Raw genomic sequence first — 19,455 nt, 5'->3', positions numbered from 1 at the left:
ATCATCCTGATGGACGACGTGCCCGCGCTCGGGCGCCGCGGCGAGGTCCGGGACGTCTCCGACGGTTACGCGCGCAACTACCTCCTGCCGCACAAGCTGGCGCTCCACGCGACGACGGCCAACCTGAAGAATCTCGAGCAGATCAAGGCGAGCCAGGACGCGGCGGCGGCAAAGCTCACGGCCCAAGCGCAGGGGCAGGCTCGGGCCATCGAGGCGCTGCACTTCACCCAGGCCCGCCAGGCCTCCGACGAAGGGCGCCTCTTCGGCTCCATCGGCAAGGCGGATATCGCCGCGTTCCTCTCCCAGCACGGGGTCGAGGTCGAGCGGCGGCGGATCGCGCTGGACGAGCCCATCAAGAGCGTGGGTGACTTCACCGTGCCCGTCCGGCTCCACGCCGACGTGACCGGGCAGCTCAAGGTCTCCGTCACCCGCGAGTAGCCGTGGCAACCCTCGCCGATCTGCTCACCTCCAAGATCCCGCCGCACAGCCTGGAGGCGGAGCGGGCGGTGCTGGGCGGGATGCTGCTGGACCGGGAGAGCCTGCCGAAAGCCGTCGAGCTCCTCAAGCCCTCCGACTTCTACAAGGAGGGCCACCGCAAAATCTTCGACTCCATGCTCGCGCTCTTCGAGCGGAACGAGCCGGTCGACCTCCTGACGGTCTCCGAGGACCTGCGCCGCCGGAGCGAGCTCGACGAGGTCGGCGGGCCCGCGACGCTGGGCGCGCTCGTGGAGGAGGCGGCGACGGCGGCCCACCTCCTTTCCTACGGCGGCATCGTCCGCGAAAAGGCCGTCCTGCGGGACCTGATCCGCATCGCCACCGAGATCATCGGCAAGAGCTACGAAGGGCGGGACGACGTCGAAAAGGTGCTGGACGACGCGGAGCGGCTCATCTTCCAGATCTCCGAGCGGCGCATGCAGGGCACGGCCATCCCGGTGCGATCCATCCTCAAGGGCACCTTCGAGCAGATCGAGAAGCTCTACGACCAGAAGGAGCACATTACCGGCCTGGCGACGGGGTTCGGCAAGCTGGACGAGATGACCTCCGGCTTCCAGTCGAGCGATTTCATCATCATCGCGGGCCGGCCGTCCATGGGTAAGACGGCCTTCGCGATGAACATCGCCAAGTATGCCGGCGTCCGGAACCACAAGCGGGTGCTCGTGCTGAGCCTCGAGATGTCCAAGGAGCAGCTGGTGCAGCGGCTGCTCTGCGCCGAGGGCCGCGTGGACTCGCACAAGGTTCGCACCGGCTATCTCGACACGCGGGACTGGACCAGCCTGACCAATGCCGCCGGGCGGCTGGCCGAGGCGCCCATCTTCATCGACGACTCGCCGGCGCTCTCGGTTCTCGAGGCACGCGCCAAGGCGCGACGCATGAAGGCCGAGCACGGGCTCGACATGATCGTCATCGACTACCTGCAGCTGATGCGCGGGCGCAACCCCGAGAACCGCCAGCAGGAGATCTCGGAAATCTCGCGCTCGCTGAAGGCGCTGGCCAAGGAGATCGCCGTGCCCGTCGTGGCGCTGTCGCAGCTCTCGCGGGCGGTGGAGAGCCGCCAGAGCAAGGAGCCGCAGCTCTCCGACCTGCGAGAATCGGGCGCGCTCGAGCAGGACGCCGACCTCATCCTTTTCCTGTACCGCCCCGACCGCTACGGGCTCCAGAAGGAAGAGGACGAGCGCATGGCCGATGTCATCATCGGCAAACAGCGGAACGGGCCGACCGGGGTGATCAAGCTGACCTTCATCCCCGAGTACGCGTCCTTCGAGAACCGGGCGGAGCCCGAACGGGTGCCGCAGCCGTTCTGAACGCCCCGCACGCCCGCGCATGACCAAGGTCGCCATCATCGGCGCCGGCAACGGCGGGCGCGCCCTGCTGGAAATGTTTGCGGGCGATCCGCCGTGACCATCCTGGGCCTCGCTGACGTCAACGCCTGGGCGCCGGGCCTCGAGCTCGCCTGGCGGCTCAACATCCCCGTCGCCACCGACCTGCGGGGGCGGATCGTGGACCCCCGCCTCGATCTCGTCATCGACGTCACGGGACGCCCTGAAGTCCAGCGCGCCATTCTCGAGCTCAAGCCGGCGGCGACGGAGGTGATGGGTGGCGACAGCGCGCGATTCATGTGGGACCTCCTAGCGGAGCGCAAACGGTCGGAGGAGCCGGAAGACCGGTATTCGCTCATGTTGGGGGAGCTGCAGGCGCAGGCGGGGGGCGACTTCATCATCGGCCAGAACCCGAAGATGAAAGACGTGGCGCAGTTGATCGTCCGCGTCGCGGCCACGCCCACGACCGTGCTCATCCTGGGCGAGTCGGGCACGGGCAAGGAGCGGGTCGCCCGCGCCATCCACCGCTACTCGATCCTGCGCGACAAGCCGCTCATTACCGTGAACTGCACGGCCCTGGCGCCGACGCTGCTCGAGTCAGAGCTCTTCGGCCACAAGCGGGGCGCATTCACGGGAGCCGTCGCCGACAAGCCGGGGCTGTTCGAGAAGGCCGATGGCGGCACCATTTTCCTCGACGAGGTCGGCGATATGCCGCCTGACATGCAGAGCCGGCTCCTGCGCGTGCTTCAGACCGGGGAGAGCAAGCCCGTGGGCGACGTCGTCACGCGCAAAGTGCGCGTCCGCGTCATCGCCGCGACCAACCGGCTGCGCGAGAAGGCGCTCGCGACGGACGAGTTCCGCGAGGACCTGTTCTATCGGTTCAACGCCTTCACGATCACGCTGCCGCCGCTGCGGGAGCGGACCGAGGACATCCCCGTTCTGGCCCACCACTTCCTGCGAAAGGCCGAGGCCAAGGTCAACAAGAAGGTGGACCGCTTCGCTCCGGAGGCGCTCGATCTCCTCAAGCGCTACCGGTGGCCGGGGAACCTGCGGGAACTGGAGAACATCATCGAGCGCGCCGTGGTGCTGGCGACCAGCCCACAGATCGAGGTCGCGCTGCTGCCGCTCCATCTCCAGGAGAACGCTCGGGTCCCCATGCGGGCAGGAGTTGTCCCGCACGCTGTTGACTTTGCTGATCGCGGCGGCCCCACATTACGCTGTACGGCGCCTATGCCGCCATGCACTCCGTGTGGAACGCCATGCACGAGCTCACGAAGAACGAGGAGCAGGCCCCGTGGGCGCTCGAGCGGACGAAGGTCGGCCACCCGACCGACAGCCACCATGTCATGGCCAGCGTCGCCCATTTCCAGGAGCTGGAGCGGCGCTACATTCCCGGCACGGACGAGCGGCTCAAGGGCTCGGACGGCTTCAGCGAGGCCAAGACCCACTGAGCCCGGCTGCTCTCACCGGCGGCGGCCGCGCGCGGCCTGGATGACGCGCCACCCCAGGACCGCGGCGGCCGCCGCGACCACGAGCCCAAGCGTCACGTGCTCTATGTTGCCCACGATGTGGCGCAGCGGCTCCACGTAGTCGCCGAAGCCGTAGCCGAGCGCCCAGCCGACGCCGACCATGATCGGGACATAGACGACTGCCCCGAGGACGTTGGCGGCGAGGAAGGGCCACACGCCGAGCCCGAGCGCGCCCGCCAAGGGGCCGGCCATGAAGCGCAGCCCAGGAACGAAGCGCGCGACGAAGATTGCCATCGCGCCCCGCCGCCCGACGAATCCCTGCATCGCCCCGAGCCGCTCGGGGTGGCCGAGGATCCAGTGGGCGTGGCGCTCGAGTGCGCCACGGCCGAAGCGGCGGCCGATCCAGTATCCTACGTTGTCGCCGACCACCGCGCTCACGAAGCCGACCGCCAGCACGAGATCCAGGCGCAGCTGGCCGCGCCACACGAGGAAGCCCGCCACCACCAGTACGGTCTCCTCGGGGACCGGCACACCCGCATTGCCGAGGATCACGAGCACGAAGACGGCGACATAGCCCCAGTGAGCGACGGCCGTACCCGGGTCCAGGACGCCCGCCTGTGTGGCGAACCAGCCGGCGAACTCGGTCACGCGGGCACGGGCCTCCGGGGGATGACGCTCACGTGCCCATCCTCTTCGAGGATGGCGTAGCGGACCTCGCTCATCGTCGTGATGCCTTCCTTGCGAAGGGCGGCGCGCAGCTCGGGCATGCTCATGTGCTCGCGGTCGAGATTCGCATGGAGGATTTGGCCGTGCTTGACGAGGACGGTCGGGACATTCTCAACCATCCTCTCGAGGCGCTTGTGGCGAAAGGTGAGCCACGCCACCAGCCAGTTGAGCGCGATGATGACGGAGGCGCCGACGAGCCCGCCGCCCAGGGAGTTGTCGCTGCCGATGGCCGCGTTCTGGAGCACGTTGCTGATGACCAGCAGGACGACCAGGTCGAAGGCCGTGAGCTGCCCCAGCTGGCGCTTGCCCGCCACACGGAAGGCGACCAGCAGGAAGAGGTATACGCCCACCGACCGCACAACCTTCTCGGTGATGGCGATGTCCGGAACCAGGATGTCCATGGGCGTCTCCTTGGTTTGGCGTGCTCGCGCGTCCGTGGCACCGACCGGCTGGAGCCTAGCAACCCGGTGCCGTCCACACAAGGATGGCGGTGCCCCGGCGCCCTTCGGCCGCGACGCTTGACCTTGACGCGGGGCGCGGCTAGGGTAAAGCCTTCGGGAACCTTCCGGTGAACCTCAATTCCGTCAAGAAGCTTCTGGTTGGGAGTCCTCTGGCCACGGCGCAGGCCCGCCACGAGCGGCTCTCCAAAACCTCTGCGCTCGCGGTCTTCTCCTCGGATGCGCTCTCGTCCGTCGCGTACGCGACCGAGGAGATCCTGCTTATCCTCGTCCTGGCCGGCACGGTCGCCCTCCACTACTCGATCCCCATCGGCGTCGCCATCGCCGTCCTGATCGCGGTCGTCGTCAGCTCGTACCGGCAGACTATCCTAGCCTACCCGCTGGGCGGCGGCTCCTACATCGTCACCAAGGACAACCTCGGCACGCTGCCGGGACTCATCTCGGGCGGGGCGCTCCTGATCGACTACGTGCTGACCGTGGCCGTCAGCGTGGCGGCGGGGGTCGCGGCGCTGACGTCCGCCGTGCCGTGGCTCTACCCGTACCGCATCGTCATCGGCGTGGCGTTCGTCGCCCTCGTGACGCTCGCCAACCTCAGGGGCATCCGCGAGTCCGGCAAGCTCTTCGCGCTGCCGACCTACCTGTTCATCGCCGGATTCTGCGTCCTGATCGTTTACGGGCTCGTCCGCTGGACCTTCGGCTGGGACGCGCCGGCTCAGGCGATGCGCCCGGTTATCCCGGGCGCGCACGAGCTGACGCTCTTCCTGGTCCTCCGCGCCTTCGCTTCGGGCTGCGCGGCGCTCACCGGGGTCGAGGCGGTCTCGGACGGGGTACCGGCCTTCAAGCCGCCCGAGGCGAAGAACGCGCGCGTCGTGCTGGCGTGGCTCGGCGTCATCCTGATTTCGCTTTTCATGGGCATCACGTTCCTCACGCGTCACTACGGCTTGACGCCGCTCCCGGAGGAGACCATCGTCTCCCAGTTGGCGCGCCAGATCGTCGGCGAGGGCCTCTTCTATTACGCGCTGCAGGGCTCCACCATGCTCATCCTGGTGCTGGCGGCCAACACGGCCTTCGCCGACTTTCCGCGGCTGTCCTTCTTCCTCGCCCGGGATGGTTTCCTGCCGCGCCAGTTCGGCACGCGGGGCGACCGGCTCGTGTTCTCCAACGGCATCCTCATCCTGGGAGGGACGGCGGCGCTGCTGCTCGTGCTCTTTGGCGGGAGCACGCACGCGCTGATCCCGCTGTACGCGGTCGGAGTGTTCCTCTCCTTCACGCTCTCGCAGGCGAGCATGGTCCGACGGTGGCTCGTCCGGCGCGAGCCGGGATGGCGGTGGCGCTGGTGGGTCAACGCGGTGGGCGCCGCCACGACGGGGCTCGTGGTGATGGTCATCACCGCCACCAAGTTCACGCACGGCGCCTGGGTGGTCGTGCTGCTGATCCCGCTCCTGGTCATGATGTTCGTGTCCATCCGCCGCCACTATGTAGACGTCGCCGGACAGCTCTCGCTCGAACACCTGTCCGACGAGCCGCCGATGACCAACACAGTGCTCGTGCTGGTGGGCGATCTCCACATGGGCGTGGTGCGGGCGCTCCGCTTCGCACAGTCGCTGTCCTCGAACCCCAAGGCGGTCTACGTCGAGCTCGACCCGGCCCGCACGCTTCGGCTCGAGGAGCGTTGGGCCAAAGGGGGCTGCGGGGTGCCGCTGGTGGTGTTGTCGTCACCCTACCGCTCGGTGCTGGGGCCGCTCTTCGAGTACATGGACCGCATACAGAGCCAGGCGCCGCACGGGGTCATCACCATCGTCATCCCCGAGTTCGTGCCGCGCCACTGGTGGCAGCACGCGCTCCACAACCAGACGGCGCTTCTGGTCAAGGGCGCGCTGCTCTTCCGGCCGGGCATCGTGGTGGTGGACGTTCCCTTCCACCTTAAGGCCTGACTGACCCGGCTAGGGTATGGCCTTCGGGAACGTCCGGTGAACCTCAACTCTCTCGAGAAGCTCCTGGTCGGGAGCCCCTTGGCCACGGCGCAGGCGCGGCACGGGCGCCTCGGGAAGGCCACGGGGCTCGCGGTGTTCGCTTCGGACAACCTCTCCTCCGTGGCCTCCGCGACCGAGGAGATCCTGCGGGTCCTCGTGCTGGCCGGGGTCGCGGCCCTCACGTACGCCGTGCCCATCGGCGTGGTCATCGGCGTCGTCATCGCCGTCGTCATCAGCTCGTACCGATAGACGATCGCGTCGTACCCGCAGGGCGCCAGCGACTACCTCGTTACTAAAGACAACCTGGGCGTCTATCTGGGTCTCACGGCGTGCGCCGCCCTGCTCATCGACTACACGTTGACGGTCGCGGTGAGCGTGTCGGCTGGCGTCGCTGCGCTGACGTCGGCGTTGCCCGCGCTCTACCCGTACCGCGTCCTGTTGGGGGTCAGCCTGGTCGGGTTGATCGGCCTCGCCAACCTCCGGGGCATCCGCGAGTCCGCCCGCTTCTTCGCGGTCTGGAGCTATCTCTTTATCGGCGCCTACGCGCTCCTGATGCTCTACGGCTTCGGCGACTACGTGGTCTGGGGGCTCCCCGTGTAGCCGCCGGCGCCGCCTGTCCGCGAAGCCACAGAGACGCTGGGTGTGTTTCTGATCCTGCGGGCGTTTGCCTCCGGCGCCGTAGCCCTGACCGGGATCGAGGCGGTCTCGGATGGGGTGACGGCGTTCAAGCCGCCGGAGGTGAAAAACGCGCAGACGGTGCTGGTCGCGTTGGGCCTGATCATGATCGCGCTGTTCGTAGGCATCACGCTGCTGGCCTCGATCCACGGCATCGTCCCGCACGACGAGGAGACCGTAGTGTCGCAGCTGACACGGCGGAACTTCGGGAGCGGGCTGCTCTACTACTTCGTTCAGGCCATCTCGGTGATCATCCTGGTGTTGGCCGCCAACACCGCCTTCGCGGACTTTCCGCGGCTGGCGTTTTTCATGGCCCGCGATGGCTACCTGCCCAGGCAGTTCGCGAGTCGGGGCGACCGGCTGGTGTTCTCAAACGGGGTCATCATTCTCGGCGTGGCCTCCGCGACACTCATCGCGGTGTTCGACGGGAGTACCCACGCGCTGATCCCGTTGTACGCCGTAGGGGTCTTCACCTCGTTCACCTTGTCCCAGTCCGGCATGGTGCGGCGCTGGATCAGCTGGCGCCCGGCAGGTTGGCGGTGGCGCGTCGCGGTCAGCGGGCTCGGGGCGGCCACCACGGGGCTCGTGATGCTGATCGTCGGCGTCACGAAGTTCGTGGGCGGAGCCTGGATCGTGGTGATCCTGGGCGGGCTCCTGATGGCCCATTTCGTGAGCATCAATCGGCACTACGGCCAGGTCGCGGCCCAGCTGTCGTTGGACGGCTTCGAAGGCCACTCGCCCATGGAGCACACCGTGCTGGTCCTGGTGGGCGACCTCCACAAGGGCGTGCTCCACACGCTCCAGTACGCGCGAATGCTCTCGCCGTCGGTCAAGGGCGTCTACGTCGAGCTCGACCCGGACAAGACGCGGCGCCTCGAGGAGAAATCGATCAAGTGGGGCATGGGCGCGCCCCTCGTCGTGCTGTCCTCACCCTACCGGTCACTGCTCCATCCGTTCCTGAAATACCTCGACCACCTGCTGGCGATCGGCGACAATCACATGGTCACGATCGTCGTCCCCGAATTCGTGCCGGCCAAGTGGTGGCAGCACCTGCTCCACAACCAGACGGCGCTCCTGATCAAGGGGGCGTTGCTCTTCCGCAAGAACGTCGTCGTCACCAACGTCCAACACACCTGCGCTGACGAGGGCGATAGCCGTGGCCCCGGTCGCCGCCCTTCGGCTACGCGCTGGTGAAACGGGGCGGGCGCTTGGCCGCCAGGGCCTCCACGCCCTCGGCGAAGTCCCGCGTGGCGAAACAGGCGGTCTGCTGCTCGAGCGTCGCCTCGAGCTCGGCAAGGAACGTCGAGTCGAGCCCGCGGTTGAGCGCGGTCTTGGCCGCCGCGAGCGCGCGCGCGGGACCGCGCGCCAGCCGCTGCGCGAGCTCGAAGGCCGCGCGCGGCAGTTCGGGCGGCATGACGACCTTGTTCACCAGGCCGATGCGCAGGGCCTCCGCGGCGTCGATGATCTCGCAGGTCATCACGAGCTCCGTCGCCTTCACCAGGCCCACGATCCGCGGCAGGAGGAACATCCCGCCGAGCGCCGGCACGCAGCCGAGGTTGATCCAGACCTCGCCGAAGCGCGTGAGCGAAGAGGCGATCCGGAAATCGCAGGCGACCGTGATCTCGCACCCGGCGCCCACGGCCGCGCCGTTGACGGCGGCGACCACGGGCTTGTCCATAGAGCGTATGGCCCGCGGCACGCGCTGGAAGGTGCCGTAGACCACCTCGCGGATGCGGGCCGGCGGCATGGCCGGCAGCTCCTCGAGGAACGCCCGGTCACCGCCCGCCGAGAAGGCGCTGCCCGCGCCCGTGATCACCACGGCGCGCTCACCGGAGCTGGCGGCGCCTGGGGGGATCCGCGGCGGCCTCCTCGAGGCGGTCGGCCAGCGCCGCTATGGCTGGGACCGTCAGGGCATTGAGGGCATCGGGCCGGTTGAGGGAGAGCGTCCGGACCCCTTCCGACTGCTCGACGAGCACAAGGTCTGTCATGGTGTCCTCCTGGAACGTGGGAGAGGTGCCGAAAACCTACGCCAGCCGGGATACCGTGGCAACGCCCGCATCTCGATTCTTTCACTGCCCCAGTCTTCCGGCCTGGGGTAGGATGGCGGCCGAGCGCGGCCGGAGAAGGACTCGATCGCGGGGGGAGGGCCTACGACCCATTCGCTCCTGACCCAGATTGCAGGGGACACCGTCCTTCGGGAAGCGACCGAGGACGACCACCCCTCCATGCTTGCCCTCGAGGGTACGGCGCCCCACGCGGGGGCGTCCCTCATCCAGGCCCGCGCCAATTTCTTCGCCCGTACCGACGCCTACCCCGTTTCCCAGGCGCTGGTGGCAGAGCGCGAGGGAGCCGTCATCGGAGTCGAGTGCCTGGCGCTGACGGAGGTGCGGGTCGGCGGGGTCAGCTGCAGGGCGGGCTACTCCTTTAATAATACGCGCGTCCAGCCGGGCCTCCAGCGTCGGGGGCTGGGGCCGGCCCTGCTCGAGGCCGCAGAGCAGTGGGCCCAGGCCCAGGGCGCCGGCTACCTCACGGGGCTCATCAAGACATCCAATGTCCCGTCGATGAAGATGGTGACCGCGCTGGGGTGGGAGACGGTAGCCCGCTTCGACTACCTGGTGCTGGAGCTCGCGCGCTTCGACGGCATGGCCGAGCCCCGGGCCGTCCAGTTCGATCTCTACCGCGACCCGCACCTGATGCGGTTGAGACTCGCCGTCGTCCAGTCCAACCACTTCGCGCCGCGCTGCCTCGAGCGGGATCTCTTTTCGCCCGCGCCCGAGGGCGCCTTCGCGCGCCTGGTCAGGGTCCTGCGCGCGCGGGGCGTCCGCCAGCTCCTCGTGCCGCTGCCCGCCGAGTCCGCCGCCTGCGCCATGCTCCGCCCCTTCGCAGCCGATCTGGTGGACTTCAACTTTGTGGTCAAGCGGCTGGGAGACAGTCCGTCCGTCCCTCCCGGCCCGCTCTATTTCGACATCCGCCATTGATCCGGGCCGGCGTGTCCACCGGGGTGGCTCTGGTAGACTGAGAGCCCGCCATGAAGACCGAGATCCGGGTTAAAGGCTTCCTCGACGTCCCGCGCACGCTCCAGCGCTTCCACCTCTTCGGCGAAGATCCCGCCAACCGGCTGTCGCCGGGCGTGTTCCGTCGCGCCGTCAAGGTGGCTGGTCGCTGGCGAGGCTACGAGGTGCGTTGGACGGGCAGCGTCGAGGGCGCGCGGCTCCTCGTGTCCACGCCGGGGGAGCGCAGCGCGCGCGTGCTCGAGGCGGCCGCGGCCGAGGTCGCGCGCATCTGCGGCCTCGAGCTCGACCTCGAAGGGTTCTACCGCGTCGCGGAGCAAGACCCCGTGCTGGGCTTTCTCGTCCCGCGCCTCCGAGGGTTGAGACCCACGCTCGCCCCGCAGCCTTTCGAGATGCTGGTCGGCTCGGTGTGCGCACAGCAGGTCAACCTGTCCTTTGCCTTCGCGGTCAAGGCCCGGCTCGTGCGCCGATTCGGTACGGCGGTCGAGGTGGGCGGGCACACCGTCTACGGATTTCCCGAGGCGGAGCGGCTGGCGCGGGCGAGGGTGAGCGAGCTGCGCCGGATGCAGCTCACGACGCGCAAGTCGGAGTACATCGTGGGCCTCGGGCGTCAGGTGGCCTCGGGCGCTCTCGATCTCACCGCCCTCGGCGGCCGCTCCAACGAAGAAGTCGTCGAGGCGCTCACCGCCGTGCGCGGCTTCGGTCGCTGGACGGCCGAGTGGTTCCTCGCGCGCCACCTCGGCCGAGGCGACGTCTGCGCCGCGGGCGATCTCGCGGTTCGCCGCGCGTTCGAGCACTTCTACAACCGCGGGCGGCCCCTCGACGAAGCGGCCGTCAGGCGGCGCGCTGCCGCGTGGGGGCCGTACCAGAACATGGCCGTGCACTACCTCCTGGCGGGGCGGCAACTGGGCGCGGCGGCGGCCTGACAGCATGGCGATCAAGATCAACCTGCCTATTCTGGGCCAGCCCAGTCCCGACGAGCCCACGGACGTGCATCTGGTTGGACGGTATGCCGTCGGCGTCACGTGGGCGGACAAACACTCGAGCATCTATCCGTTCGAGAGGCTGCGGCTGGACGATCCGGCCCGCACGGGCGAGGCCGGAATCGCGCTGAGCCCCGCCATGAGCTGGCCGCGGGACATCAAGAAGCTGCCCGAGGGACTTCGCGTGACATGGTCCGACGGCCACGAGAGCCTCTACCCGTTTCCTGCCCTGCGCGCGCTGTGCAGGTGCGCCGGCTGCACCGGCGGCCACTGATGACCGCGCACAGGGAGCCGCGGCGTCGGCTGGTGCTGGCGGGCGTCATGGGCTCGGTCTTCCTCGCGGCCATGGAGTCCACCGTCGTGGCCACGGCCATGCCTACGGTCATCGCGACCCTGGGCGGCATCCAGATCTATTCCTGGGTATTCTCAGGCTTCCTCCTGGCCTCGACAGTCACCATGCCGCTCTGGGGCCGGCTCGCCGACCAGCTCGGACGGCGCCGCGTCTACCTCACGGGCTTGAGCCTCTTCCTCATCGGCTCGGCGCTGTCCGGACTGTCCCAGAGCATGACCCAGCTCATCGCCTTCCGCGCCATCCAGGGGCTCGGCGCGGGGTCCCTCATCACGATCGGCATGACCATCATCGCCGACCTCTACGGGCTCGAGCGCCGCGCCAAGATGCAGGGGTACTTCTCGGGTGTCTGGGGCGTGGCCTCGCTGGTGGGCCCGCTCCTCGGCGGGTTCCTGACCGACGCGGTCTCGTGGCGCGCGGTCTTCTACATCAACCTGCCGTTCGGATTCCTCGCGATGGCCGCCATCAGGTGGGGGCTGGCCGGCGAGCGGACGGCGCGGCGGGCGGCGGCTTTCGACTATGCCGGCACGGCGGTCTTCGCGGCGGCCATCTCGGCGCTCCTGATCGGCCTCGTCGAGGCCGGGCGCGGCGCCTCGTGGTGGAGACCCGAGGTGCTGACGCTGCTCGGGCTCTCGGCCGTGCTGCTGGTCTTCTTCGTGATGATCGAACGGCAGGCCGTCGAGCCCGTGGTGCCGCTCGGACTCTTCGCCAACCCGATGGTCCGGGCGGCGGCGGCGACGGGCTTCCTCTCGGGCATGGCCATGTTCGGCGCCATCACCTTCGTGCCGCTTTTTCTCCAGGCCGTGACCGGCAGCAGCGCGACCCAGGCGGGATTCGTGCTCATGCCATTCGTGATCGGTTGGGTCGTCTGCTCCATCCTGGGTGCGCGCCTCGTGCTGCGCGTCGGCTACCGCTCGGTGGTCGTGGCAGGCATGCTCTTCCTGACGCTGGCCTTTGTCCTCCTGGCGGGCTGGAACGAGTCGCTCACGCGGGGCGCCGCGCTGCGCGACATGATTGTGGCCGGGGTAGGCATGGGGCTCGTCTTCGTGCCGATGCTGATCGCGGTCCAGAGCGCCGTCCCGCGCTCGGTGCTCGGCTCGGCGACGTCGGTCACGGGCTTCTTCCGCACCATCGGCGGCGCCGTCGGCGTGGCGGTGATGGGCTCGGTCATGGCCCAGCGTCTCCATCAGGAGCTTTCCGCGCTGCTCGCGATGGCGCCGGCGGGTTTACAAGATAGGCTGCGCGAGGTCGTCGCCCACCCCGACCTGATCGTCAACCCGGTGACGCGCGCGGGCCTTGGCGCCGACATCCTCGGCCAGATGCGGCCCGCGATGGCGCACGCCGTGGGCAGCGTCTTCGTGGTCGGGCTCGTCGTCGCGGTGGCGGCGCTCGCCTCGGCTTTCCTCGTGCCGGCGGGACAGGCGCGTGACCTGGCCGTCGCGCAGGAGCCCGCGGCGCCCTCGGGGTCCTGACGTGGCAGGCGACGCGCCGCTCCTCGACCGGCTTGCAGGGCTGCCTCCCGTGCCCGTGGCCGAGCTCCTCGACCTCCTCGAGCAATTGCCCGAGCCCGGACGTGACCCGATGCTGGCCGGGCTCGCCGGCGTGGACGACGAGGGCGAGCCCGCCGTCCATCCGCTGCTGGCGGTTGTGGTCGAGCACCTCAAGCAGAAGCCCGACGCGACCTGCTACGCGGCGCTGCTCGAGGCGCTGACGGGCATGTGGAACGCCGCGGTGCGCGGCGCCGTGGTCGCCCGGCTGCGGGCGGCAGGGCTGCCGGCCGACGACCTGCTGCTCCGCCTCGAGCAGCTGTCGCCCACGCTCGGCTTGAAGGCCGGGAGCCGCGAGTGGGCGAGAGCCTGGATGGCCGATCCCACGGCACAGGACGCGGCCCTGGTCCAGCAGTGCATGGTGCGCCTGCTGCTGGCCCTGCGTGGGTTGGCCGAGGCCCGCGCCCGGATGCTCACCGACGTACCGCCCAAGGAGGGCGCATGATCCACCTCCACGAGAAGAACCAGGAGCGCAAACGGCTCAACAGCCTCATCGCCAAGAGCCCGATGAAGGTGCCAGCGGCCGTGGGCGAGGTCGGCAGGCGGGTGTTCGCCGACGGGGCCCTCAGCAAGAAGCACAAAGAGCTGACGGCGCTCAGCGTCGCGGTCGTCCAGAACTGCTTCGACTGAATCGAGCACCGCGTGGAGGAGGTCCTCCACCTGGGCGCGACGGACGCGGAGATTGCAGAGACGCTCGACATCGGCGCGATCATGGGCGGCACGATCAGCATGAAGTCCGTTCGCCACGCTTTCGCCGTCATGGACGACGTCAAGAAAGGATCCGCACAATGATCGCCATTCCCGAGGCATACAGCGACCTGCTCACCACGAAGAAGGCCTTCGCAAACCTGGCGACGCGCAACGCCGACGGCACGCCCCAGGTGACGCCCGTGTGGTTCGACTGGGACGGCAGCCCTCTCCGCATCAACACCGCCAAGGGGCGCCTGAAGGACAAGAACCTCCGCCGCACTCCGGCGGTGGCGCTGTCCATCATGGATCCCGACAACCCCTACCGGTACGTGCAGGTCAGGGGCCGCGTCGCCGCCGTCACCGAGTCGGGCGCCGACGCCCATATCGACGCGCTCTCGAAGAAGTACTTGGGCCAGGACCGCTACCCGTACCGCAAGCCGGGCGAGGTGCGCGTGATCTTCACGATCGCGCCGGACCGAGTCCAGACCATGGGGTAGGGGAGGCGTGGCGTGATCGCGCTCGACGCCGTCTTCAAGGGGTACGGAGGCCAGACCCTGCTCCGCGAGGTCTCCTGGCGCATCGGCCGGGGCGAGCGCATCGGTCTCTGCGGGCCCAACGGCACGGGCAAGACCACGCTGTGCCGGATCCTGGCGGGCGTCGAGGATGCGGACGCCGGACGAGTGCACCGTGACACCGACGTGACCGTCGGCTATCTGCCCCAGGAAGTTGGCGCCAGCGAGGCCGGCACGGTGCTGGCCGAGGCGCTGTCCGGCTTCGACCAAGTCTGGCGCCTCGAGGCGGAGCTCGAGCGCCTGGCTTCCCTCATGGCCGCGGCGGACGCGGGCCCGGAGCTGACGGAGCGCTACGGCGAGGTGCAGCACCGCTTCGAGGCCCTCGGCGGCTACCGCCTCGAGGCCGAGGCGAAGATCATCCTGGGCGGGCTCGGCTTCGCTTCCGCCGACCTCCACCGGCCCCTCGGCGAGTTCTCGGGCGGCTGGCGGATGCGCGCGGCGCTGGCCCGGCTCCTCCTGCTGCGACCGGATCTCCTCCTGCTCGACGAGCCCACGAACCACCTCGACCTCGAGTCGCTCGCCTGGCTCGAGAGCTTTCTCTCCTCCTACGACGGCAGCGTGGTCGTGGTCTCTCATGACCGCTACTTCCTGAACCGCATGGTCACCTCCATCGCCGAGATGGCCGACGGCGCGGTCACGCTCTACATGGGCGACTACGACCACTACTTGGTCGAGCGTGAGGCCAGGCACGCCCTGCTGGAGGCGCGGCAGCGCAACCAGGCCAAGCGCGTGGCGGAGATCGAGCGCTTCATCGACCGCTTCCGCTACCAGGCGACCAAGGCGCGGCAGGTGCAGAGCCGCGTCAAGATGCTCGAGAAGGTCGAGCGGATCGAGGTCGGCGGGGACTCGCGGCGCATCCACTTCGCCTTTCCCCAACCGCCGCGCACCGGCCGCACCGTCGCCCGGCTGACCGGCGTCCACAAGGCGTACGGCGACAACGTCGTGTACGCCGGGATGGAATTCGCGGTGGAGCGCGGGCAGCGGGTCGCCCTCGTGGGCGTCAACGGCGCGGGCAAGTCCACCCTGCTCAAGATGCTGGCGCACGTGCTGCCGTTCGACCGCGGCGAGCGGGCGCTCGGAGCGAACGTCGCGGTGCACTACTACGCCCAGCACCAGCTGGACGCCCTCGACCCCGCGCGGACCGTGCTCGAAGAGCTGGAGCAGGCGGATCCGACTTCGACGCTCCAGCGGCTCAGGACCATCCTGGGCTCCTTCCTCTTCAGCGGCGACCAGGTGGACAAGCGCATCTCCGTCCTCTCGGGCGGGGAGAAGGCGCGGGTGGCGCTGGCCAAGACGCTCGTGCGGCCGGCGGCGCTCCTGTGCATGGACGAGCCGACCAACCATCTCGACCTGGCCTCGAAGGAGGTGCTGGAGGGCGCGCTCGCGGCCTTCACCGGGACCATCGTCTTCATCTCGCACGACCGCTACTTCATCAACCGCATCGCCACGCAGGTGGTCGAGGTGGACCGGGGACGCCTGACCACGCACCTGGGCAACTACGACGACTACCTCGCGCGCAAGGCCCAACCGGAGGCAGCGCCCGCCGTGACACCCCGCGTGCCTACCGGTGGAGCGGCTGCGGGGCCCGTGTCGAAGCCTCCGAAGAAGAAAGTCCAGCCGCCACGCAAGGCGCTCGACCGCGAGATCAAGGCCATCAAGGCGCGGCTCCAGGCCGTCGAGACGCAGATCTCGACCATGGAGCGGCGGCTCGAGGAGATCTCGCTCGCGCTGACCGACCCCGATCTCTACCGCGACGGCGAGCTGGCCCGGCAGATCGCCCAGGCTCGCAAGGACGCGGAAGGGCAGGTCGCCTGGCTGATGAAGGAGTGGGAGGAGCTGTCGCTGCAGCTCGCGGCCGCCACCGGCGGAGCATGACCGCGGCGGAGCGGTTCGTGCCCGAGGGCGACGCGGCGGGCATCCTCCGCGAGAAGGCGCGGGCGCGCGAGCTTCGCCAGAGCGGGTGGTGGAAGCGGCGGATCGCGGACGGCCGCTGCCACTACTGCGGGCGCGAGGTCGGCGCCCGCAGGCTCACCCTCGACCACGTGGTGCCCCTGATCCGCGGGGGCAAGTCCGCCCGGGCCAATGTCGTGCCGGCCTGCAAGGACTGCAACTCGGCAAAGCAGTCGCTTTTGCCGTGGGAGTGGAACGTCTACCTGGATCGCCTCGCCCGACCTGACGCCGAGTAGATACGTCTCTCCTGTCTCGAATTGTGGGCATTGTCAGCCCGCGCTTTCCGGGATGAAATCGGCTCCAGCAGTGCACCCATTCCAAAGGAGGCGCGTATGAAGATGCTCAGGTGGATCGCGGTGGTGACGGCGGTCGTGTGGTGTGCGGGAGCGGCGCTCGCGTCGGAGGACAAGCACGCCAAGGGCGAGGCCAAGGGCGAGGCCAAGGACGCCTCCCAGGCGGAGCACAAGGTCAACATCAACGAGGCCGGTCAGGCCGAGCTCATGAAGCTCGAGGGTGTTGGCGCGGGTACGGCCAAGAAGATCATAGCCTGGCGCGAGGCGCACGGGCCCTTCAAGCGGCTGCACGACCTCGAGAAAGTGCCGGGCGTGGGCCGGGAGGTGCTCGAGAAGAACCACGGGCGCATCGCGGTGAAGTGAAAAAAACTCTTTTGTACCGGAAGCGAGTTGGGTAGGATGGGTCAAATCGGTCGGAGCGCACACAGGCTTCCTTGATCGTCCCCCGCGGCAATCACGCCGTGGGCGACGTGACCGAGCCTCGGGCCGGGAGTCGGCGTCCGGTGCGAGGTAGTGGTCCTGGGCCCCGATCCGGGCCGCGCCGAGAAAGGGAGGTGATCCAGCCGATGTGTACCCCTACGGTGATCTGTGAGGTGGTCACCTCCTAAGGCCCGGACGTAAGAAGTTGCAGGTGGGCCTGGAGGACCCAGGAACCACCGGCCCCGACGGTCCCGCTGTTCACCAGCGGGGCGGCATGGATGGATCGATGCCGCAGACGCCGTCGGGGCTTTTTTTGCCCAAGAGGCGCTTTTAAGTTGCCCCGACGCAGGAGCGGGAAGGGAAAACGGCCCGCCGGAGGGTCCGGCGGGCCGTCGAGTGTTCAGCGTGGGAAGCTAGACCTTTCGGACGTTGGAGGCCTGCAGCCCCTTCGGGCCCTTAGTGACTTCAAACTCGACCTTGTCGCCCTCGGCCAGGCTCTTGAAGCCCTGGGCCTGAATGGCGCTGTAGTGGACGAAGACATCCTCACCGCCCTCGACCTGGATGAAGCCGTATCCCTTCGCATCGTTGAACCACTTCACCGTGCCTTGTGCCATACGTCTGGTTCCTCTCTCCTTGGGACGACGATGAAGCCGCCCCTGTGATCCCCGCACCACCATGGCCGGGGCTCCCCCAGAATCGGGGGGAACAAAAAAACGCCGTCGAGGACGCGAGCCCTCGCGGCGTTTATATCCCTAGGAGACGAACTGTTCGTTCACGTACGGATCAAGTGCGTCACGGACTATTCCGGACGGGCAAAAACTAGCAGAGGGGGTAGACCCTGTCAAGACCGTTTTGCGCGCAAGCCTCGGGAGGCCGGCTGGAGTTGGGGCAGGCCGGGCCCCGGGGTTTCCGGGGCCCGGCCTTTGGGGCCGTCCTTAGGCCTTGCGGACGTTGGCGGCCTGGAGGCCCTTGGGGCCCCGGCTCACCTCGAACTCGACCTTGTCGCCCTCGGTCAGGCTCTTGAAACCGGAAGCCTGAATGGCGCTGAAGTGCACGAACACGTCCTCGCCGTCCTCCTGGGAGATGAAACCGAACCCCTTCGCATCGTTGAACCATTTCACGCTGCCCTGAGCCATCTGTATCTACCTCTTTCTTTGAGGCTTGCGCCTCGGTGATACCCCGCCACCATGGCGGGGGCGCCCTCCGGGATCGGAGGGCAAACAAAAACGCCGCGGAACTTGAGGTCCTCGCGGCGTTGGTTTCGAATCTAGCGACTGCATAATCGCTACGTATCCGACTACCGGGTGAACCTACAACCTGCTCGGAAGGTAACCCATCGCCTTGCGCGTGTCAAGGAATCTTCCGGACCGGCACGGTGATCGGGGTGGAGCCGTTCTTGGTCCCGAGCCAGCCCGCGACCGCCATGGAGAAGCGTCCGGCCGTGCCGCCGGCCACCACCACGTGGATCTCGTCGGCCGAGGGGAACTTGGGTATGAGCTCCTCCAGGCCCGGTGAGCAACCCTTGCTGAAGCGCAAGTTGGTGCCCTCGCCGTTCTCCGCGTCCGGCAGCAGCGTGCGGTAGGGCACGCGCACGGTCTCGAAGAGGTGCCGCTTGAGATCCGCCTTGCTCCACCCGCCGTCGCCGAAGGTGCGGGCGTGCTCGGGGCCGATGACCAGCATGGTGTGGGAGTAGAGAGGAAAGTGCTTGATGTTCCACAGCCCGCACATGGACCAGCCGAGTGAGCCGGCGAGGCTCCGGGGCGTGCGGCTCGCATGGTCCGAGATGCCGTGCGGTGCCTCGCCGGCGAACACGGTCGCCGTGCTCTCCTCCGGCCCGAATCCCCGCTCGACGTGGTACGGCGGCCAGGGGCTCGCCTCCTCGTATTCTCCGATGCAGTACGTGTAGCGCCCCGGGTGGCCGAAGGTCGACATCGAGGTTTCGCCCGGCTTGGCGCCGCCCACGTTGATCATGACGAGGCGCAGTGCGCGGCCGATGGTGGCGTTGGCGCGGTAGCCCGGTCCGAACACGCCGAAGGAGCAGTTGAGCCCGACACGCTCGCGGATCGGCCCGTTCACCACGATGAGCGGCGCCGAGAAGTGTGTGGACGTGGACATGCCGTGCAGGTTGAAGGCGGGGTCACACGCGGCCTCGACCGCCGCCAGCACCACCGGCAGGTACTCGGGGCGGCAGCCTGCCATCACAGCGTTCACGGCGACCTTTTCCACCGTCGCGCGGCCGTAGTTGGGCGCGACCTCGCCCACGAGCTCCGCTCGATCGAGCGCCGTCCCCGCGAGCATCCGCTCAACGCGCTCGCGCGTGGGCGGCACGACGGGCAGGCCGTCCGTCACGCCCTTGTCGAACCAGATCTCGAGATCGTCCATGGTCGTGCCCGTGAGGACCGGGTCATGTTGACACATTTTCCGTGCGCCTGCTGCGGGCGGGCGACCGCGCCCGCGCCGTCCGCCCGGCCCTACCAGGGCTATCGGACTCAAATAGGCGAAAAGATTGCGGCTTGCCGTGC

Annotated in this window: 22 protein-coding genes and 2 pseudogenes; 17 read left to right on the top strand and 7 right to left on the bottom strand. The window is 68.6% G+C overall.

Translation table 11 applies throughout. The annotated features are described in order from the left end of the window. The 3 genes from rplI to VGV06_13680 all read left to right on the top strand — a co-directional run. Window positions 1-438: 50S ribosomal protein L9 (gene rplI / locus VGV06_13690; protein ID HEV2056204.1), on the top strand; the 438-nt coding region annotated here is incomplete at its 5' end. Between the two features lie 2 nt (window positions 439-440). Further along, a complete protein-coding gene (gene dnaB, locus VGV06_13685; GenBank protein HEV2056203.1) occupies window positions 441-1,802 on the top strand; it encodes a replicative DNA helicase in 1,362 nt (453 codons plus the stop codon). 93 nt (window positions 1,803-1,895) lie between these two features. Continuing rightward, window positions 1,896-3,407: a sigma 54-interacting transcriptional regulator gene (locus VGV06_13680; protein HEV2056202.1), complete on the top strand. Its 1,512-nt coding sequence runs from the start codon at window positions 1,896-1,898 to the stop codon at window positions 3,405-3,407. A 35-nt stretch (window positions 3,408-3,442) separates the two neighbouring features. On the opposite strand, the pseudogene VGV06_13675 reads toward VGV06_13680, so the two are convergent. Together VGV06_13675 and VGV06_13670 are read right to left on the bottom strand one after the other, a co-directional pair. Further along, window positions 3,443-3,817 (bottom strand): annotated as a pseudogene (locus tag VGV06_13675) (DedA family protein). A gap of 113 nt (window positions 3,818-3,930) precedes the next feature. Beyond that, window positions 3,931-4,413: a YetF domain-containing protein gene (locus VGV06_13670; GenBank protein HEV2056201.1), complete on the bottom strand. Its 483-nt coding sequence runs from the start codon at window positions 4,411-4,413 to the stop codon at window positions 3,931-3,933. Between the two features lie 167 nt (window positions 4,414-4,580). Between VGV06_13670 and VGV06_13665 the strand changes: the two genes are divergently transcribed. The 3 genes and pseudogenes from VGV06_13665 (at window position 4,581) to VGV06_13655 (ending at window position 8,312) form a co-directional block, all read left to right on the top strand. Beyond that, window positions 4,581-6,404, top strand: a complete 1,824-nt coding sequence (locus VGV06_13665) for an APC family permease (GenBank protein ID HEV2056200.1) — start codon at window positions 4,581-4,583, stop codon at window positions 6,402-6,404. Between the two features lie 36 nt (window positions 6,405-6,440). Continuing rightward, entirely contained in the window at window positions 6,441-6,692 is a 252-nt protein-coding gene (locus VGV06_13660; protein HEV2056199.1) for a hypothetical protein, read from the top strand. Between the two features lie 3 nt (window positions 6,693-6,695). Next, a pseudogene (locus VGV06_13655) lies at window positions 6,696-8,312 on the top strand (APC family permease). Here the strand turns inward: VGV06_13655 and VGV06_13650 are convergent. Both VGV06_13650 and VGV06_13645 read right to left on the bottom strand, forming a co-directional pair. After that, window positions 8,299-8,937, bottom strand: a complete 639-nt coding sequence (locus VGV06_13650) for an enoyl-CoA hydratase-related protein (GenBank protein ID HEV2056198.1) — start codon at window positions 8,935-8,937, stop codon at window positions 8,299-8,301. The pseudogene VGV06_13655 and the gene VGV06_13650 overlap by 14 nt on opposite strands. Before the next feature lie 7 nt (window positions 8,938-8,944). Further along, window positions 8,945-9,106: a hypothetical protein gene (locus tag VGV06_13645; GenBank protein ID HEV2056197.1), complete on the bottom strand. Its 162-nt coding sequence runs from the start codon at window positions 9,104-9,106 to the stop codon at window positions 8,945-8,947. Window positions 9,107-9,343: 237 nt separating this feature from the next. Here VGV06_13645 and VGV06_13640 point away from each other — a divergent pair, with 237 nt between their 5' ends. The 11 genes from VGV06_13640 to VGV06_13590 all read left to right on the top strand — a co-directional run bounded on the left by VGV06_13640 (window position 9,344) and on the right by VGV06_13590 (window position 16,876). Beyond that, complete coding sequence (locus VGV06_13640; GenBank protein HEV2056196.1) at window positions 9,344-10,096, top strand: GNAT family N-acetyltransferase; 753 nt, start codon at window positions 9,344-9,346, stop codon at window positions 10,094-10,096. A gap of 50 nt (window positions 10,097-10,146) precedes the next feature. Then, a complete protein-coding gene (locus VGV06_13635; GenBank protein HEV2056195.1) occupies window positions 10,147-11,055 on the top strand; it encodes a hypothetical protein in 909 nt (302 codons plus the stop codon). A 4-nt stretch (window positions 11,056-11,059) separates the two neighbouring features. Further along, entirely contained in the window at window positions 11,060-11,386 is a 327-nt protein-coding gene (locus tag VGV06_13630) for a gamma-butyrobetaine hydroxylase-like domain-containing protein (protein HEV2056194.1), read from the top strand. Then, entirely contained in the window at window positions 11,386-12,933 is a 1,548-nt protein-coding gene (locus VGV06_13625) for an MDR family MFS transporter (GenBank protein ID HEV2056193.1), read from the top strand. Before VGV06_13630 ends, VGV06_13625 begins: the two co-directional genes overlap by 1 nt. Before the next feature lies 1 nt (window position 12,934). Continuing rightward, a complete protein-coding gene (locus tag VGV06_13620) occupies window positions 12,935-13,453 on the top strand; it encodes a hypothetical protein (protein HEV2056192.1) in 519 nt (172 codons plus the stop codon). Beyond that, window positions 13,450-13,638 carry a hypothetical protein gene (locus VGV06_13615; GenBank protein ID HEV2056191.1) on the top strand — a complete coding sequence of 63 codons (189 nt, stop codon included), beginning with the start codon at window positions 13,450-13,452 and terminating at the stop codon, window positions 13,636-13,638. The genes VGV06_13620 and VGV06_13615 overlap by 4 nt, the downstream gene beginning before the upstream one ends. Window positions 13,639-13,650: 12 nt before the next feature. After that, window positions 13,651-13,800, top strand: coding sequence for a hypothetical protein (locus VGV06_13610; protein ID HEV2056190.1), 150 nt, complete (start codon window positions 13,651-13,653; stop codon window positions 13,798-13,800). Further along, window positions 13,797-14,195: a PPOX class F420-dependent oxidoreductase gene (locus VGV06_13605; GenBank protein ID HEV2056189.1), complete on the top strand. Its 399-nt coding sequence runs from the start codon at window positions 13,797-13,799 to the stop codon at window positions 14,193-14,195. Before VGV06_13610 ends, VGV06_13605 begins: the two co-directional genes overlap by 4 nt. 12 nt (window positions 14,196-14,207) lie before the next feature. Then, a complete protein-coding gene (locus VGV06_13600; GenBank protein HEV2056188.1) occupies window positions 14,208-16,145 on the top strand; it encodes an ABC-F family ATP-binding cassette domain-containing protein in 1,938 nt (645 codons plus the stop codon). Continuing rightward, the gene (locus tag VGV06_13595) at window positions 16,142-16,456 is read left to right on the top strand and encodes an HNH endonuclease (protein HEV2056187.1); all 315 of its coding nucleotides are present in this window, start codon (window positions 16,142-16,144) and stop codon (window positions 16,454-16,456) included. The genes VGV06_13600 and VGV06_13595 overlap by 4 nt, the downstream gene beginning before the upstream one ends. A gap of 96 nt (window positions 16,457-16,552) precedes the next feature. Beyond that, complete coding sequence (locus tag VGV06_13590) at window positions 16,553-16,876, top strand: helix-hairpin-helix domain-containing protein (protein ID HEV2056186.1); 324 nt, start codon at window positions 16,553-16,555, stop codon at window positions 16,874-16,876. Window positions 16,877-17,346: 470 nt separating this feature from the next. Here the strand turns inward: VGV06_13590 and VGV06_13585 are convergent, their stop codons facing one another. The 3 genes from VGV06_13585 to VGV06_13575 form a co-directional block, all read right to left on the bottom strand. Further along, entirely contained in the window at window positions 17,347-17,547 is a 201-nt protein-coding gene (locus tag VGV06_13585) for a cold-shock protein (GenBank protein HEV2056185.1), read from the bottom strand. Window positions 17,548-17,868: 321 nt separating this feature from the next. Then, entirely contained in the window at window positions 17,869-18,069 is a 201-nt protein-coding gene (locus tag VGV06_13580; GenBank protein HEV2056184.1) for a cold-shock protein, read from the bottom strand. Window positions 18,070-18,283: 214 nt separating this feature from the next. Continuing rightward, on the bottom strand, window positions 18,284-19,351 hold the full coding sequence (locus VGV06_13575) for a hypothetical protein (GenBank protein ID HEV2056183.1): 1,068 nt from the start codon (window positions 19,349-19,351) through the stop codon (window positions 18,284-18,286). Window positions 19,352-19,455 lie beyond the last annotated feature (104 nt).

The organism is Candidatus Methylomirabilota bacterium, assembly GCA_035936835.1.
Lineage (GTDB): Bacteria > Methylomirabilota > Methylomirabilia > Rokubacteriales > CSP1-6 > AR37.
The sequence above is the reverse complement of the archived record's forward strand: the minus strand, read 5'-3'. Positions and strand labels throughout refer to the sequence as shown.

Coding starts and splice junctions, on each gene's coding strand:
- VGV06_13670 (HEV2056201.1), bottom strand. CDS start 4,413: ATGGACATCCTGGTTCCGGACATCGCCATCACCGAGAAGGTTGTGCGG.
- VGV06_13645 (HEV2056197.1), bottom strand. CDS start 9,106: ATGACAGACCTTGTGCTCGTCGAGCAGTCGGAAGGGGTCCGGACGCTC.
- VGV06_13640 (HEV2056196.1), top strand. CDS start 9,344: ATGCTTGCCCTCGAGGGTACGGCGCCCCACGCGGGGGCGTCCCTCATC.
- VGV06_13635 (HEV2056195.1), top strand. CDS start 10,147: ATGAAGACCGAGATCCGGGTTAAAGGCTTCCTCGACGTCCCGCGCACG.
- VGV06_13630 (HEV2056194.1), top strand. CDS start 11,060: ATGGCGATCAAGATCAACCTGCCTATTCTGGGCCAGCCCAGTCCCGAC.
- VGV06_13625 (HEV2056193.1), top strand. CDS start 11,386: ATGACCGCGCACAGGGAGCCGCGGCGTCGGCTGGTGCTGGCGGGCGTC.
- VGV06_13615 (HEV2056191.1), top strand. CDS start 13,450: ATGATCCACCTCCACGAGAAGAACCAGGAGCGCAAACGGCTCAACAGC.
- VGV06_13605 (HEV2056189.1), top strand. CDS start 13,797: ATGATCGCCATTCCCGAGGCATACAGCGACCTGCTCACCACGAAGAAG.
- VGV06_13595 (HEV2056187.1), top strand. CDS start 16,142: ATGACCGCGGCGGAGCGGTTCGTGCCCGAGGGCGACGCGGCGGGCATC.
- VGV06_13590 (HEV2056186.1), top strand. CDS start 16,553: ATGAAGATGCTCAGGTGGATCGCGGTGGTGACGGCGGTCGTGTGGTGT.
- VGV06_13585 (HEV2056185.1), bottom strand. CDS start 17,547: ATGGCACAAGGCACGGTGAAGTGGTTCAACGATGCGAAGGGATACGGC.
- VGV06_13580 (HEV2056184.1), bottom strand. CDS start 18,069: ATGGCTCAGGGCAGCGTGAAATGGTTCAACGATGCGAAGGGGTTCGGT.
- VGV06_13575 (HEV2056183.1), bottom strand. CDS start 19,351: ATGTGTCAACATGACCCGGTCCTCACGGGCACGACCATGGACGATCTC.